At 47.0% G+C, this 16,319-nt stretch carries 17 protein-coding genes; all 17 read left to right on the forward strand.

The features are described from left to right. The first annotated feature begins 4 nt into the window (after positions 1-4). The gene (gene radC / locus PGS38_RS06305; RefSeq protein ID WP_022462847.1) at positions 5-694 is read left to right on the forward strand and encodes a RadC family protein; all 690 of its coding nucleotides are present in this window, start codon (positions 5-7) and stop codon (positions 692-694) included. A gap of 56 nt (positions 695-750) precedes the next feature. Further along, a complete protein-coding gene (locus PGS38_RS06310; protein WP_118640615.1) occupies positions 751-1,764 on the forward strand; it encodes a rod shape-determining protein in 1,014 nt (337 codons plus the stop codon). 21 nt (positions 1,765-1,785) lie between these two features. Beyond that, complete coding sequence (mreC, locus tag PGS38_RS06315; protein ID WP_055228139.1) at positions 1,786-2,637, forward strand: rod shape-determining protein MreC; 852 nt, start codon at positions 1,786-1,788, stop codon at positions 2,635-2,637. Next, positions 2,638-3,165, forward strand: coding sequence for a rod shape-determining protein MreD (gene mreD, locus PGS38_RS06320; protein WP_022462850.1), 528 nt, complete (start codon positions 2,638-2,640; stop codon positions 3,163-3,165). Then, positions 3,150-6,134: a penicillin-binding transpeptidase domain-containing protein gene (locus tag PGS38_RS06325; RefSeq protein WP_118640614.1), complete on the forward strand. Its 2,985-nt coding sequence runs from the start codon at positions 3,150-3,152 to the stop codon at positions 6,132-6,134. The genes mreD and PGS38_RS06325 overlap by 16 nt, the downstream gene beginning before the upstream one ends. A 128-nt stretch (positions 6,135-6,262) precedes the next feature. Continuing rightward, positions 6,263-7,042: a septum site-determining protein MinD gene (gene minD / locus PGS38_RS06330; protein ID WP_022462852.1), complete on the forward strand. Its 780-nt coding sequence runs from the start codon at positions 6,263-6,265 to the stop codon at positions 7,040-7,042. 12 nt (positions 7,043-7,054) lie between these two features. Continuing rightward, complete coding sequence (locus PGS38_RS06335; protein ID WP_022462853.1) at positions 7,055-7,315, forward strand: cell division topological specificity factor MinE; 261 nt, start codon at positions 7,055-7,057, stop codon at positions 7,313-7,315. Continuing rightward, on the forward strand, positions 7,299-8,495 hold the full coding sequence (locus PGS38_RS06340; protein WP_022462854.1) for an FtsW/RodA/SpoVE family cell cycle protein: 1,197 nt from the start codon (positions 7,299-7,301) through the stop codon (positions 8,493-8,495). Before PGS38_RS06335 ends, PGS38_RS06340 begins: the two co-directional genes overlap by 17 nt. Beyond that, positions 8,470-8,874, forward strand: coding sequence for a methylglyoxal synthase (gene mgsA, locus PGS38_RS06345; RefSeq protein ID WP_022462855.1), 405 nt, complete (start codon positions 8,470-8,472; stop codon positions 8,872-8,874). The genes PGS38_RS06340 and mgsA overlap by 26 nt, the downstream gene beginning before the upstream one ends. Further along, positions 8,849-9,934 carry a D-alanyl-D-alanine carboxypeptidase family protein gene (locus PGS38_RS06350; protein ID WP_243104895.1) on the forward strand — a complete coding sequence of 362 codons (1,086 nt, stop codon included), beginning with the start codon at positions 8,849-8,851 and terminating at the stop codon, positions 9,932-9,934. Before mgsA ends, PGS38_RS06350 begins: the two co-directional genes overlap by 26 nt. Positions 9,935-10,155: 221 nt before the next feature. Beyond that, positions 10,156-10,575, forward strand: a complete 420-nt coding sequence (locus tag PGS38_RS06355) for a hypothetical protein (RefSeq protein WP_022462857.1) — start codon at positions 10,156-10,158, stop codon at positions 10,573-10,575. A gap of 205 nt (positions 10,576-10,780) precedes the next feature. After that, entirely contained in the window at positions 10,781-12,064 is a 1,284-nt protein-coding gene (locus PGS38_RS06360) for a biotin/lipoyl attachment domain-containing protein (RefSeq protein ID WP_147398221.1), read from the forward strand. A 20-nt stretch (positions 12,065-12,084) separates the two neighbouring features. After that, entirely contained in the window at positions 12,085-12,780 is a 696-nt protein-coding gene (locus PGS38_RS06365; RefSeq protein ID WP_022462859.1) for a YggS family pyridoxal phosphate-dependent enzyme, read from the forward strand. An 89-nt stretch (positions 12,781-12,869) separates the two neighbouring features. Then, positions 12,870-13,481 carry a cell division protein SepF gene (locus PGS38_RS06370; protein WP_055217838.1) on the forward strand — a complete coding sequence of 204 codons (612 nt, stop codon included), beginning with the start codon at positions 12,870-12,872 and terminating at the stop codon, positions 13,479-13,481. Positions 13,482-13,614: 133 nt separating this feature from the next. Beyond that, positions 13,615-14,727, forward strand: a complete 1,113-nt coding sequence (gene aroB / locus PGS38_RS06375; RefSeq protein ID WP_055217839.1) for a 3-dehydroquinate synthase — start codon at positions 13,615-13,617, stop codon at positions 14,725-14,727. Then, a complete protein-coding gene (lspA, locus tag PGS38_RS06380; RefSeq protein ID WP_022462862.1) occupies positions 14,717-15,253 on the forward strand; it encodes a signal peptidase II in 537 nt (178 codons plus the stop codon). Before aroB ends, lspA begins: the two co-directional genes overlap by 11 nt. Then, on the forward strand, positions 15,246-16,175 hold the full coding sequence (locus PGS38_RS06385) for an RluA family pseudouridine synthase (protein WP_118640613.1): 930 nt from the start codon (positions 15,246-15,248) through the stop codon (positions 16,173-16,175). The genes lspA and PGS38_RS06385 overlap by 8 nt, the downstream gene beginning before the upstream one ends. Positions 16,176-16,319: the final 144 nt, after the last annotated feature.

Genomic DNA, 16,319 nt, shown 5'->3' on the forward strand with positions numbered 1-16,319 from the left:
ATACATGAGAAAAAATGGATTACGAAACCTGCCGACGATGGAACAGCCATATGAAAAATGCCTGGAAAACGGCCCGGAAAGCCTTTCCGACGCGGAGCTTCTGGCTGTCATTTTACGATGTGGGGCAAGGGGAAAAACATCCCTGGAGCTCGCAAGAGAAATTCTTTCCCTTCCCGGAAAAGAGGAGGGCCTGTTAGGACTCTATCACTGTACAAGACAGGAACTTCTGCAGATCCGCGGAGTCGGGGAAGTAAAAGCGATCCAGCTCCAGTGCATCGGTGAGCTTTCCAAACGAATGGCCGCGGCCGGAGCAAGAAAAGGTCTCTGCTTTCATGATCCGGCTTCCATTGCGGATTATTACATGGAACGTCTCCGCCACGAGGATCAGGAGGTTCTTCTCTGCATGATGCTGGACACAAAAAATCAGCTTCTCGGAGAAAAGGAAATCACAAGAGGAACGGTCAATGCGACGATGATTTCGCCGCGGGAGCTTTTTCTTGCGGCACTGCAGTTCCGTGCGGTTCATATTCTGCTGGTTCACAACCATCCAAGCGGAATCCCGGAACCAAGCGGTGACGATATTACCGTGACACGGCAGATCCGGCGGGCGGGCGAAATGCTCGGCATTACCCTGCTGGATCACATTATTATCGGGGATCACTGTTATACCAGTATGCTGGAACAGGGAATCTGATCCCGAAAATCCGAGGCAGAAATGCCCAAAGGAAGGGAACAAGTTAAAGGAGCACGATGCAGATTCGAAATGTATACGGCATAGACCTTGGCACCAGTACCGTCAAAATCTATGACCTGAAGAAAGACACAATCACAAAAGAAAAAAATATGATTGCCATACGCAACCGCGAACAGGTGATTGCCGTTGGAAATTACGCATATGAAATGCACGAGAGAACGCCTTCCAATATCGAGGTAATTACCCCCATGAGCAACGGACGCATTGCGAATGTATTGATGGTAGAAGCCGTTTTGCACACGCTTCTCCATCGCTGTACGCGCCACATGGGATACCGCCCGGAGCTGTATTTTTCAGTTCCCTGCGATATGACAGAGATTGAACGGCGTTCTTATTATACGATTGCACATAAGGGAGCCTTAAAAAACTGCCGCATGTATCTTGTGGATAAACCAATCGCGGATGCGCTGGCACTTGGCATTCCGATCAACCGCACGAAGGGTTCCATGATTGTCAACATCGGAGCGCAGAGCACAGAGATTTCTGTTATCGCCAACGCGAGGGTTATTTTTTCCAGAATCATCCCGGTAGGCGGAAAACAGTTCAACGAATCGATATGCAATCTGAACCGCCGCAAAAACAATTTCCAGATTGGCTCCAAAACAGCCAAACGTGTCAAGATTGCGCTGGCGGATCTTGGAACAGACAAAAAAGAGGCGCGGAAGGTGCGCGGCGTAGATGGTGCATCCGGTCTTCCAATGGAAGGGATCATTACTTCTTCCCTCGTAAACGAAGCACTCCTTTCCGGTGTTAATGAGATCGGCGAGGAACTCAAGCATGCGCTGGAGCGTACACCGCCGCAGATCCACGATCATATCCAGAAAGAGGGTATTTACATCACCGGCGGAAGCACAAGGATTCCGAACATTGACCGCTATCTTTCGAGACAGCTCGGCTGTCCGGTGCAGCTTTCCCAGTATTATGACCTCTGTACCATCTGTGGGCTCAAGGAACTGATCACGCACGATGCGCTGCATCGCTGGGCTTACACGGTAAATAAAAAGAAGTAAATCTATCAAAAAGGACCCGCTATGAATAAGAAGAAAAAATTTCAGCTAAAAAGCAAACATTTACTTTTCATCATGACGTTCCTGTGTCTCTCCGGCATTTTAGGCAGTGCAGCAGACAAAATGCCGGTCACGCCGATCCGGGAAGCCGCAGGCTTTGTGATCATCCCGTTTCAGAACGGAATTAACCAGATCGGTGCGTATTTGACAGACTGTCTGACCGGTTTCCAGAACGTCAAAAAACTGTCTGCCGAGAAAGAGGAGCTTGAACAGAAGGTCACGGATCTGACTGAGGAAAACAATCAGCTTGTACAGGAGCAGCAGGAGCTGCAGCGTCTTCAGGAGCTGTATCAGCTGGACCAGTCCTACTCGGAATATGAAAAAGTAGCAGCACAGGTCATCTCAAAGGATCCGGGCAACTGGTATGATACCTTTGTCATCAACAAAGGATCAAATGACGGGATTCAGAAAGATATGAACGTTATTGCAGACGGCGGCCTTGTTGGACTTGTTGAGGAGGTAAGTTCCAATTCCGCTACTGTCCGCTCTATCATTGATGACTCCAGTTCTGTGAGCGCCATGACAGCATCTACCTCGGATACGTGTATTGTATCGGGTGATCTGCGCCTGATCAGCGACGGAAAGCTTGCCTTTTCCCAGCTGAATACAACCGACACGGTAGCTGAGGGCGAAAAGATTGTGACATCGAACATCAGTGATAAATACCTCCGCGGTATTCTGATCGGCTATGTCAGTGAAATCACCGAGGACTCCAATCACCTGACGAAAAAGGGATACATCATTCCTGTTGTGGATTTTCAACATATTCAGGAAGTTCTCGTGATCAAAGAATTAAAACAGCAGGGAGGAGAGTAAATGCGCAGAAAAATCACGCTTGCCTTTCTGATTCTTGCAGCTTTCCTGTTACAGACAACTGTATTTCAGTATTTTCAGATCGCGTCCGTAACGCCGAACCTTCTTCTGATTCTGACGTCCGCCTTTGGGTTGATGCGCGGAAAAAAAGAGGGACTGATGGTCGGATTTTTCAGCGGTCTGATGATTGATCTGTTCTACGGCAGCCTGTTTGGATTTTACGCACTGCTCTACATGTATATCGGTTATCTGAACGGCTTTTTCTGCAAAGTCTTCTATGACGATGATATTAAGGTACACATTGTACTGGTCGCTGCCAGCGATCTTGTCTACAGTCTGCTGATGTATGTGCTGCAGTTCCTGCTGCGCGTGCGCCTGCACTTTTTCGATTATCTGGCGCATATTATTCTGCCGGAAATGGTATACACGGTAGTGCTCTCCATTCTGCTTTACCGGCTTTTATTTATCATCAACCGTAAACTGACCGAAAATGAAATGGAAGGACAACAGTCGCCATGGCTAAGAAGATAAGAAAACTTTTCCGCAGACTCGGTGAAAACCGCACCCTATTGCTTGGTGTGGTTTTCCTTGCTATGTTTGCCGTCCTGATCGGAAGACTTTTTATCCTGCAGGTGGTGCATGGAGAAGAGTATGCGGATAATTTTGAACTGCAAATCACAAAAACCAGAACCCTTGATAGTACAAGAGGAAATATTTATGACCGGAACGGAAAACTGATCGCTGGAAATAAGGTTTCCTACTCCGTAACCATCGAGGATAACGGAACGTACAACACGACAAAAGAACGTATTCTCTCTCTGAACGCAGAACTCTATCGTCTCTGTAAGCTGATTCGTGCAAACGGAGACTCGATTGACACCAGCACCTTCCCGATTGAAGTGGATGAGAACGGTGCGTTTGTTTTTACAGGTGAAGAGGGAACGACCCGCGACCGTTTCCGTGCAGACATTTATGGACAGAAGAAAATCGACGATATGACGGCAGAACAGAAGAGTTCCAGTGCCGAAACGCTGATGACATTTCTTGCCGGACCGGACGGCTTTGGCCTGGATGCCTATTCTGACGATGAAAAATACGCATATTCTGCCAAAGATTTTGAAGAGTATGGTCTTCCATACCAGACAGACGAATCCGGAAATGCGGTCCTTTCTCTTTCCAATCAGGAGCGTCTGGAAATTCTGGTGATCCGCTATAAGATGAAACAGACGAATTATCAGAAGTATGTCCGCGTGACAGTTGCTTCCGGCGTCAGCAGCAATACAACTGCATCGATTGCAGAGAATGAAGATGTTCTGCAGGGTGTCAGCATTTCGGAAGATTCCGAGCGTGTATATTATGACGGAAAGTATTTTTCCTCTCTGATCGGTTATACGGGCCAGGCGTCCTCAGACGAGCTGACAGAACTGAATGAAGAGCTGAAGAGCCAGGGAAAAGAAGAAACGTATTCCACGGAATCCATCGTCGGAAAATCTGGTCTGGAACAGTATATGGAGACAATCCTTCAGGGAACCGACGGATCAGAAGAGATTATCGTTAATAACGTCGGAAAAGAGCTGGAAACGGTAGAAGGATCCCTGGTTGAGCCAAAACAGGGAAATAACGTCTATCTTTCGATTGATTATGACCTGCAGATTGCGGTATATAAAATTCTGGAACAGAGAATTGCCGGCATTCTGAAACAGTATCTGAGTGATGTAAAATCCGTTGATACCTCAACACTTGCCAATACGGATGCCGTTCCGATTCCAATTTACGATGTATACAATGCACTGATCGAAAACAGCACGATTGATATTTCCCATTTCTCGGCGGCGGATGCCACGGAGCGTGAGCAGCGGATCTATGCACTGTTCCAGCAGAAGCTCCAGCAGGTGCTTGCCGAGATTACGCAGGAACTGACCGTTGAAACAGCAACCGTTTACAACGACCTCAGCGATGAAATGCAGGAATATGAGACCTTCATCGTGGATAAGCTGCTTTCCAGTACGATGGGTATTCTTTCTTCAACAGCAATTAATGAGAAAGACGCCACCTATCAGGCATGGAATGACGGAACGATTTCTCTTCGTGATTACCTGACGTATGCGGCAAGCCAGAACTGGATTGATGTCTCAGCACTGACGCAGGATGATGCTTACCTGGATTCTCAGGAGGTTTATCAGAAGCTGACGGAGGTTATTCTGGACCGTCTGGCAAACAATACAACATTTGCAAAAAAGATGTATCACTATATGCTGCTACAGGATATGCTCGATGGCTATGATATCTGCAATCTGATGTATGATCAGAACCTTCTGACGAAAGAGGATGACGATTATGCCGCTTATGTTGCAGGAAATATGACACCGTTCCAGCTTCTGTCCGATAAAATCGCCAAACTGGAAATCACCCCGGCACAGCTTGCACTCGATCCGTGTTCCGGTTCTGCTGTCATTACGGACCCGAATACCGGTGCTATTTTAGCCTGTGTTTCCTATCCTGGCTACGACAACAACCGCCTGGCAAACCAGATGGATACCGCATACTGGGCAAAATTGAATACCGATGAATCCAGCCCGCTGTACAACAAAGCAACCCAGCAGAAGACGGCTCCTGGTTCCACTTTTAAACCGCTGATGGCGGTTGCCGGATTAAGCGAAGGCATAATTACTCCGACCAGTACCATCAACTGCAACGGTCTGTTCGGGGAAGGACTTGTCAACGAATCTGACTATGTCCACTGCCATCAGTTGAGCGGCCACGGAGATCTGAACATTGTCGGTGCCATCCAGAACTCCTGCAACGTGTTCTTCTGTACGCTTGGATATCGTCTGGGACTCGATGAGAACGGCACCTTTAAACAGAAGCGCTCTCTGGAAATGATCCAGAAATATGCCGATATGTTTAAGCTGGATGAAAAGACTGGAATCGAAATTTCGGAAACCGATCCGAATGTAACCGATTCCCTCCCGATCCCTTCCTCGATTGGTCAGGGTACCAACAACTATACGACGACACAGCTTGCACGCTATGTCACAACGATTGCAAATTCCGGTACGGTTTATAATCTTTCCCTTCTGCAGAAAGCAACGGATTCGGATGGCAATGACATCGATATGGGCGCAGATTTCGGCCCGACGGTAAATTCAGAAATGGATGTTGATTCCAACATCTGGGATCTGGTACACGAAGGCATGCGAAAAGTAATCAGCGTATCCAATGCGACCATTTTCCCGGAATCCTGGCCGGTAGAGCTTTCCGGAAAAACCGGTACCGCGCAGGAAGACCGTACACGTGCAAACCATGGACTGTTTATCGGCTTCTCTCACTATGAGAGCAGAGACGATATTGCTCTTGCCGTCCGCATTCCGTTTGGATATTCTTCTATGAACGCAGAGTTGGTAGCTAAGGATATCTTAGATTATTACTATGGCCTCTCAGACGATATTCTGTCCGGTCAGGCAAACTCCAACGGTGTTGCAAGCGTGAGAGCAGACTAAGGAATTTTCCGGCAGAAACGAAGCCTGGGAAGAAAGCTGCAAAAGAGAAAGGATGCGTTTTTAAACAAAGGTTTGGACGCATCCTGCGGCATGAAAATGCAGAACAGTTTTCAACAAGGAGGTTCCAGATGAGTGAAGTCATTGTAATTACATCAGGAAAAGGCGGCGTCGGAAAGACGACAACCGCAGCAAATATCGGAATCGGGCTGGCACAGCTTGGAAAGAAAGTTGTGATGGTAGATACCGACATCGGTCTTCGAAACCTGGATGTCGTGCTCGGCCTTGAAAACCGGATTGTCTACAATCTTGTGGATGTTGTGGAGGGCAACTGCCGGATGAAGCAGGCGCTAATCCGCGACAAACGGTACGAGCAGCTCTACCTTCTCCCGTCTGCCCAGACGAGGGACAAGACAAGCGTAACGCCCGAGCAGATGAAAAAACTCTGCGATGAATTAAAACAGAGCTTTGATTTTGTTCTTCTTGACTGTCCGGCAGGCATTGAGCAGGGATTTGCAAATGCAGTTGCCGGTGCCAATAAGGCAATTGTTGTGACTACGCCGGAGGTTTCGGCCATCCGGGACGCGGACCGCATCATCGGCCTTCTGGAGGCGCAGGATCTGAGGGATATCTCTCTTGTCATCAATCGTATCCGGCCGGATATGGTAAAACGCGGTGAAATGATGTCGGTGGATGATGTACAGGAAATTCTTGCTGTTCCGCTGCTCGGCATTCTGCCCGATGATGAGCAGGTAGTAATCGCCACCAACCAGGGCGAAGCGATCGCTGGAAGCGGTTCCAAGGCAGGAGAAGCCTTTACGAATATCAGCCACAGGATCCTCGGGGAGAGTGTTCCCTACTTGGATCTTGACAGCAAAAAGGGATTTTTCCGCCGCGTATTCGGGCGATAGGAGGGAACTGGTATGGGTTTATTTTCAGGCAGAAAGCCGCACTCCGGCCTCGTTGCAAAAGAACGTCTGTCCAATCTTTTAATGGCAGAACGTCTGAACTGTTCTCCGGCATCGCTTCAGATGCTGAAAAATGATCTTTCTGCTGCTGCAGGAAAATACCTTACCGTTGAGGCGGATGAAATTTCCGTCACCATTACACAAACAACCCCTGTCATACTGACAGCGAAAATACCATTGAAAAGAAACGAGGAGTATCATGTTAAGACGATATAAGCTGAAAAATTATAATTTCCGGCTGGTCATTCTTCTGATTGCCATCAGCATTATTGGTGTGCTTCTGATCGGAAGTGCAGACAGTGCAGACCAGAAAAAACAGGCCATCGGAGTCGTATTGGGCGTAGTCATCATGATTATTGTCTCTTTGCTTGACTATAGCTGGCTTCTGAATTTTTACTGGGTTCTTTACATCGGAAATCTGATGATGCTTGGCGTTCTTTATCTCGGCGGTTCTACCGCAAAAAACACGTTTGGTGCGACCCGTTGGATTCAGATCGGAAGCTTTCAGTTTCAGCCGACCGAGCTGTCAAAAATCTTTCTGATCATGTTTTTTGCGATGTTTCTGATGAAGCATGAAGAAGATCTGAATACGGCGAAAACCATTTTTACCGCGATCGGGCTTCTGATTCCGCCGCTCGTTATGATTTACCGTCAGCCGGATTTGAAAAATACGATTACGGTCATGGTTCTGTTCTGCTTTATGATGTATGTGGCGGGCTTAAGCTACAAAGTTATCGCCGTTGTTCTGGTTTCCGGTTCAGCACTGGTACTTGCGCTTCTGCTTGTCATTACGCAGGTGAATTTCCAGCTTCCGGCGGCTCTTGACAAGACGATTGGTTATCAGCTTGGGCGAATTCAGGACTGGTTAAGCGATGATGCCGACAACGCCGACGGCCGTCTCCAGCAGCAGAATTCCATTACAGCCATCGGTTCCGGAAAGCTGACCGGAAAAGGACTCAACAACAATAAAGTTTCTTCCGCAAATAAGGGAAATTTCGTTTCCCAGAACCATAATGACTTTATTTTTGCAGTGGCAGGAGAGGAACTTGGTTTCTTTGGATGCTGCGGAATCATCCTGCTCCTGTTCCTGATTCTCGTCGAATGCATCCGGACTTCCCGGAAAGCAAAAGATCTGTCAGGAACGTTGATCTGCTGCGGTATGGCAGGACTCATTGCCTTTCAGAGCTTTCTGAATATCAGTGTTGCAACCGGAATCCTGCCGAACACCGGTACACCGCTTCCGTTCGTCAGCTATGGACTGACATCCCTTGTAACACTTTACATCGGAATGGGGCTTGTCCTGAATGTCGGACTGCAGAACCGGGATTTTGTAACCAGAAACTATGAATTACTAAGGAGGAAAACCATCAATGAACATCGGATTGATCGCGCATGATGCAAAAAAAACGCTGCTTCAGAACTTGTGTATCGCCTACCGCTCGGTACTTGCCAAGCATACTCTTTACGCAACCGGAACTTCCGGCCGTCTGGTAGAAGAGGCAACCGGACTTAACGTCCGCAAATATCTGGCTGGACACGTTGGAGGCGTTCAGCAGATGGGTTCTCAGATTGAACAGAATGATCTGGATCTTGTGATTTTCCTGCGGGATCCGGAACAGCCGAAACAGCATGAGCCGGATGTCCATCGGATTATCCGTCTCTGCGACGTACACAGCATTCCGCTTGCCACCAATCTTGCAACGGCAGAAATGCTGATCAAATCATTAGACAGAGGAGAAATGGACTGGCGTGAAATCTACCGGAGAAACGACTAATACTACAGAAAAAGAACAGAAACTGCCTGTAACGGAGAAAAACGGGACTGCTCCGGAAAAAACCGAACATATTTTAAACCGCCTGATCATCGGCGCGGGTGTCTGTGTTGCTGTTATTGCAGTTCTGATCGGTGTGAAACTGTACCGTCAGGACCGCCAGATGGACATTACAGAGCCGTTTGCGCGAAGTATGGTGCTCGCCTCCGATCCGCTTTCGGCAGAAAAACGGTTTCAGGCTGAAACGCTCTCTGCCGATCTCTGTGTCGGTGAGACGAGCGTACCGCTGAATGATATCTCGTTTTCTTCACAGGTAAAGGCCGGACTGTTTGATCTGGATCACAAAAAAGTATTGTTCGCGCAGAATATGTATGATCAGGTCTACCCAGCCAGCATCACGAAGATCATGACGGCTCTCCTTGCCATGGAATACAACCAGCCGGATACGCAGGTAACGATCACAGAAGAGGATCTTGCGCTGGAAGATGGATCCCAGATGAGTGGACTGGCCGTGGGCGATACGGTAACGATGGATCAGCTTTTCCATGCATTGTTGATTTATTCTGCCAACGATGCTGCTATGGCGATTGCCCGCCAGGTAGGCGGAAGTGTAGAGAATTTCGTTCAGATGATGAACGATAAGGCAGCTTCCCTTGCCATGACCGGTACGCATTTTGCAAACCCGCACGGTCTTCACAATGAGAATCATTACACTACTGCATATGATGTTTATCTGATGCTGTATGCTGCCTATCAGCATACGGAATTCCAGAATACGATGTCAATGTCTTCCTACACGCTGAACATAACGCATGCGGACGGTACGGCGGGAACGATCTATTTAAGCTCCACGGACAAATATCTGACCGGAGAGAAAAACGCACCGGAAAATGTGACGGTGCTCGGCGGAAAAACCGGAACGACCGATGAGGCCGGTTCCTGCCTGGCACTGGTATCCCAGAATGCATACGGAGAACCGTTTATCTCTGTCATTCTTCATGCATCAACAAAAGTGGAACTGTACGAGGACATGAACACTCTTCTTTCCAATATCAACTCCTGACGTAATCTTTTTGCAATCCCCCGGACGGCGTTTTTTCTGCCTATCCGGGAGATTGTCGTATCCGTTTAGAAAAACAGAGCTCCTTTCCCTGCGAATTAGAAGATTTTTCAGAATTTTTTCATTTTACCATTGAAAACGTTGGTGAATTGTACTATAATTAAACCATGAACTTAAAGGTTTTTGGTGAAAATATCTTATTCTAATCTAAGGAGGAAACTGCTATGGTTCAATTAATTGTAGGCAAGAAGGGAAAAGGCAAAACAAAACAGCTGTTAGACAAAGTAAATGCAGAGGTAAAAACCGCAAACGGAAATATCGTGTATATTGACAAGAGCACAAAGCACATGTTTGAATTAAACAACAAAGTACGTCTGATTTCCGCAACCGACTATCCTCTGAAAAACAGTGATGAATTTATCGGATTTATCTGCGGTATCGTTTCTCAGGACCACGATCTCGCAAGCGTTTATCTCGACAGCTTCCTGAAAGTAGCAAAACTGGAAGGAGAGGACATCACAGATTGTGTTGAACAGCTGGAAGGCATTGGCAAGCAGTATAACATTACCTTCGTATTAAGTGTCTCCATGGATAAAGAAGAGCTTCCGGAAGGCATGCAGGATAAGATTATCGTTGCACTGTAACCAAAACTGTATTATAATAATTGCATAGCGACAAAACCAAAGGACGGCGCTTACGGCACCGTCCTTTTAGCGCATGGATTAAACAATAAAAGGAGCATACATTTTGTCTAAGCAGAAAAAGAACAGCCGCCGGCATTCGAGAATCCGTTTCCCTTTTCCAGCGTTGAATATTGGAAATATCATCTTTGGAGCCCTTTTTTTCTATATGGCAGTTTCACTTTTCTTTTACCTGACCGCCGATCATATCAAATCTTTTCAGGTTGTGCAGGGAACTTTATCCCGGAATGATACCTATACCGCATTCGCCATGCGGACAGAGAGTGTGCAGCTTTCCTCCGGCAGCGGATATGTTCAGTTCTATACCCCAAATGCATCGAAAATCAGCCGCGGAAGCGCTGTTTATGGGATTTCCGCAACAGAAAATGCCGATACCTCTGGTATTTCGGCAGATGCGGCAACGAGAACGTCGCTTCGTTCCTCGCTCGCACGTTTTTCTTCTGATTATGATTCCAGTTCCTTTTCCGGCATTTATCAGCTGAAAACAGAACTTTCCGCAAAGCTGCTTGCCGCTGCCGCTGAAAACGGAGATTCCTCATCACAGACGATATTTTATGCAGATCAGGACGGTGTTGTCGTCTACGGCAGTGATGGATATGAAAGCTATACGGAGGACAGCCTTACGCCGGAGCTTTTCTCTACGAAAGCCTCTGTGGTTTCCTTTGATTCCGGCGCGCAGACGGAGCCTGGAAATGCAGTATACCGTCTGGTGACAGATGAGCAGTGGGAAATTGCCGTTCCGGTGACGAATAAGCAGGTCGTTACACTTTCCAATTTCAGTACGATAAAAGTTAAATTTCTGAAAGACGGAAAAACACAGACGGGAACACTGAATCTAAAGTCCATTAACGATCAGAACTATGCTGTCATTTCGTTTACAAGCGGGATGATCCGTTATGCGGAAGACCGTTTTCTTTCAATAGAGCTGGTCACAAACACTGGAAGCGGACTGAAAATTCCAAATACTGCCATCACGGAAAAAGATTTCTATAAAATCCCGGCGCAGATGCTCGTACAGGGCGGAGACAGCAATTCTTCCGGTTTCCTGCGGGAAAAGACCGATAAAAAAGGAAATGTCATGCTGGATGATAACGGACAGCCGGTGACAGAATTTGTAAACGCCACGATCTATGAGCAGGTCAATGATGAAAATGATAATCCGGTCGAATATTACGTCGACATGGCCGCTTTTAATGATGGAGATATACTTCGTGCACAGGATTCCGCCACAACGTATCAGATTGGAGAAACGGTTCCGCTGCAGGGTGTTTACTGCATCAACAAAGGATATGCTGTATTCCGCAAAATTCAGATCATCGATCAGAATGCGGAGTATTCTATCATAAAAAAACAAACGCAATACGGCATTTCGCAGTATGATTATATTGTGGAAAATGCATCCACCGTCAGTGAAGAAGATATTGTGCATTAAATACTGGAGGTTAGAAAGATATGCTGAAAGAGAACTATGAAGAAGTCCAGAAGAAAATTACAGAAGCCTGCAAAAGAGCCGGACGGAACCGGGAGGAAGTTACCCTGATTGCGGTCAGCAAGACAAAACCGGTCGAAATGCTTTCCGAAATCTATGATCTTGGCGAACGCAATTTCGGTGAAAACAAAGTGCAGGAGCTGACAGAAAAAGAGGAAGTGCTGCCAAAGGATATCCACTGGCACATGATCGGTCATCTGCAGCGGAATAAAGTAAAATACATTGCAGGAAAAGTTGCCCTGATTCATTCTGTCGATTCTCTTCGTCTGGCAAAAACGATCAGTGAGGAAGCGGTAAAGCACAACTGCGAAATCCCGATCCTGATCGAGGTAAACGTTGCCGGCGAGGAAAGCAAGTTTGGTGTCTCCGTAGAGGAAACCCTTCCATTGATTGAAGAAATCGCAAAACTTCCGGCAATTCATGTGGAGGGACTTATGACCATTGCACCGTATGTGGAAGATCCAGAAGAAAATCGTCCGGTTTTTCGCAAATTAAAGGAATTAAGTGTTGACATTGCCGCCAAAAACATTAATAATGTACGTATGGCCATTTTGAGCATGGGCATGACCGGCGATTACGAAGTAGCAGTAGAAGAAGGCGCCACTTTAGTACGGGTTGGAACCGGAGTCTTTGGCGAACGGGATTACAGTAAAAGATAACAGGAAGTCTTTCCAAGAAGAGTGACCCCGCGCATTCTGCACGGCTGTCTGGCCAAATGCCACAGGACTAAAAATAGGAGAGTATAAGAATGAGTGTTTTAGACAAATTTCTGGATGCCATCCGGCTGAACGACGATTACGAGGAAGAGGATGCTGATTCGGATAGCTTCTTCGATGAAGAAGACGATGATATAGAAGAAAAACCAAAGAAACGTTTCTTCCGTAAACTGGAGAACGAGGATGAGGACGAAGAGGAAGAGCCGCAGGCGAAACCGGTTCACACTGCACCGCGTAAACAGCCGGCGCCAAAGACCACCGCTTCAAGCCAGGCTGCTGCTGCACGAGCTCCAAAGCCAGCTGCTCCGGTTTCCTCGAAAGTTACTCCAATGAGAAAGAAAGCAGGTGCATTAAATATGGAAGTATGCGTCATCAAACCGGCTTCCATGGAGGATACCCGTGAAATCGCGGATACGCTTCTGGCCGGATGTACCGTTGTCCTTAACTTAGAAGGCATTGATGTGGATATTGCCCAGAGAATCATTGATTTCTGCTGTGGTGCATGCTACTGCATGAGCGGAAGTCTGCAGAAAGTTTCCAGCTATATTTTCATCCTGACACCGTCCAGTGTAGAAATTTCCGGCGACATCCAGGATATCTTAAGCGGAGCTTTTGATCTTCCAAATATCCGTACCGATTATTAAAGAAAATTATCTTTGCAGTAAATTAAAATGGATCTACTGGATCAATTATTGATTTACTTAGTAACAAAGGAAAAGCATCAGATGCAGGATTCTGATGCTTTTTTCATGAAAGAACATACAGGAGGCATAATTTATGAAAACACTTACCGTTAAAAGAGAAGGCACATCTACTGAATTTTCTTATGAAATTGTCTGGGACGGCAGCTACGAACGCCTCGCCGGCTGTGTGGAGAACTTAAAACTCCCTGCAAAAAAGGCCTGCATTGTCACAGACAGCACGGTTTCAGAACTGTATCTGGAAGAGGTAAAAAATGTACTGTCCCCGCTGTTTGAGACCGTAACCGCATTTGTTTTCCCGGCTGGTGAAGCAAGCAAAAATCTGGATACCGTCAAAGATCTGTACACGCATCTGATTGAAAACCACTTTGAGAGAAAAGACATTTTATTCGCACTCGGCGGCGGTGTCGTTGGGGATCTGACCGGCTATGCGGCGGCAACGTATCTGCGCGGCATTGATTTCATCCAGCTTCCGACGACACTGCTTGCACAGGTAGATTCCAGCGTTGGAGGAAAAACGGGCGTCGATTTCGACCAGTACAAAAATATGGTCGGTGCATTCCATCATCCACGTCTTGTCTATATGAATATGGCAACCTTAAAATCCCTGAACGGCGAACAGTTTGCCTGCGGTATGGGAGAAGTCCTGAAAACAGGTCTGATCCGCGATGAAAAATTCTACATCTGGACCATCAATCACATGTCTGAGATCGAAGAGCGGATTGAGCCGGTATTAACGAAAATGATCCAGAAATGCTGCGATATCAAACGCCAGGTTGTAGAAAATGACCCAACAGAACAGGGAGAGCGTGCCGTTTTAAATCTTGGCCATACGATCGGTCATGCCATTGAAAAGCTCAAAAACTTCGAACTGCTCCATGGCCAGTGCGTTGCACTTGGAACCGTTGCTGCTGCCTATATTTCCTACAAGAGAAGTTATCTCTCCGATGAAGAGTTTTACGAGATTCGTGATATGAACGTCGGTTTCTATCTGCCAATCACCGTGGACGGCCTGAAATCGGAAGATATTCTGGCTGCAACAAAATCGGACAAGAAAATGGAACAGGGTACGATCAAATTCATCCTTCTGGAGTCTGTCGGCCATGCTGTGGTGGACCGCACGGTTACAGATGAAGAAATGCTGGAAGCTATCAATTCTATTAATGGAGATCTGATCGATGAAGAGTAAAAAACTTTCTCCGCTGGCCGTTTATCTGGTTTGCGCGGCAGCAATTGTCCTTCTGCTTGCAGCAGATCAGTATACAAAATCACTGGCAGTGCAGTATCTGAAGGACCAGCCGTCGATCGAGCTCATTCCAGGGGTTTTGGAGCTGTTTTATCTGGAAAACCGCGGTATGGCATTCGGACTTCTGCAGGATCAGTACTGGCTGTTTGCTATGATGACGGTATTGTTTCTGATCGTCATGGTGATCGTCTTTTACAAGCTTCCAAAGACACGCCGCTTTTTACCGCTTTTTGCCGTGCTGACTGTTCTGACGGCTGGTGCGGTCGGAAATTTTTACGATCGTTTTCTGAATCACTATGTCGTTGATTTCATCTACGTTTCGCTGATCAACTTTCCGGTTTTTAACGTAGCTGATATTTATGTCACCGTATCGGTCGCTGTCTTTTTACTGCTGTATCTGTTGTACTACAAGGACGAAGACTTCGCATTTCTGCATAAAAACGCCAAAAAGGAGGAGTCCGATGGCTGAAGAAGAACGGATTTTGGAAGTTACACCGGATTTTGACGGAAAACGGATTGATCAGTGCCTGGCCGCATCTTTTTCGGACTGTTCCCGTTCTTTTCTGCAGAAGCTTTTAAAAGACGGAAAGGTTTCGATCAACGGAAAAACGCAGAAAGCAAGCAGTAAGGTTGCCGCCGGTGATGCCGTTCTGGTGCTTCTGCCGGAACCGGAAGAACTGAACGTGGATCCAGAAAACATTCCGCTTGATATTCTGTACGAGGATGATGATCTTCTGGTCGTCAATAAGCCCAAGGGGATGGTCGTACATCCGGCGGCAGGCCACAGCAGCGGAACACTGGTCAATGCGGTTCTGTATCACTGCCGCGGAAATCTCTCCGGCATCAACGGCGTTCTGCGCCCCGGAATCGTCCACAGAATCGATATGGACACAACGGGTGCCCTGGTTATCTGTAAGAGCGATTTCGCCCACCAGAGCCTCGCAGAACAGCTCTCTGTACATTCCATTACCCGAAAGTACCGGGCAATTGTCCATGGGAATCTGAAAGAGGACGAGGGAACCGTGCGCGGTGCAATCGGCCGCCATCCGACAGACCGGAAAAAGATGGCGATTAATGAACGGAACGGAAAACCGGCGGTCACACATTACCGTGTGCTGGAACGCCTTGGAAATTATACGTATATTGAATGCCAGCTGGAAACCGGCCGGACGCATCAGATCCGTGTCCATATGGCAAGTATCGGGCATCCGCTGCTTGGCGATGCGGTTTATGGCCCGAAGAAATGCCCGGTGAAAAACCTGCAGGGACAGACGCTGCATGCGATGGTACTTGGATTTATCCATCCACGGACCGGTGCCTATATGGAGTTTGAGGCGCCGATTCCGGAATATTTTTCCAATCTGTTGCTGCAGTTTCGAAAAAATGTCTGAAACCGCTTAAAAAGAATGATATTTTAAAAAGTATATAGTTAATTTGTATAAGTTTTATCAAAATGTTCTGTACTTTCTGTGAATTCTGTAGTATACTGGATGTAACGAAAAAACGCGAGTTACTACATCTGTGAAAGCAGATTA

Source organism: Fusicatenibacter saccharivorans (assembly GCF_027667425.1).
Taxonomy (GTDB): domain Bacteria; phylum Bacillota; class Clostridia; order Lachnospirales; family Lachnospiraceae; genus Fusicatenibacter; species Fusicatenibacter saccharivorans.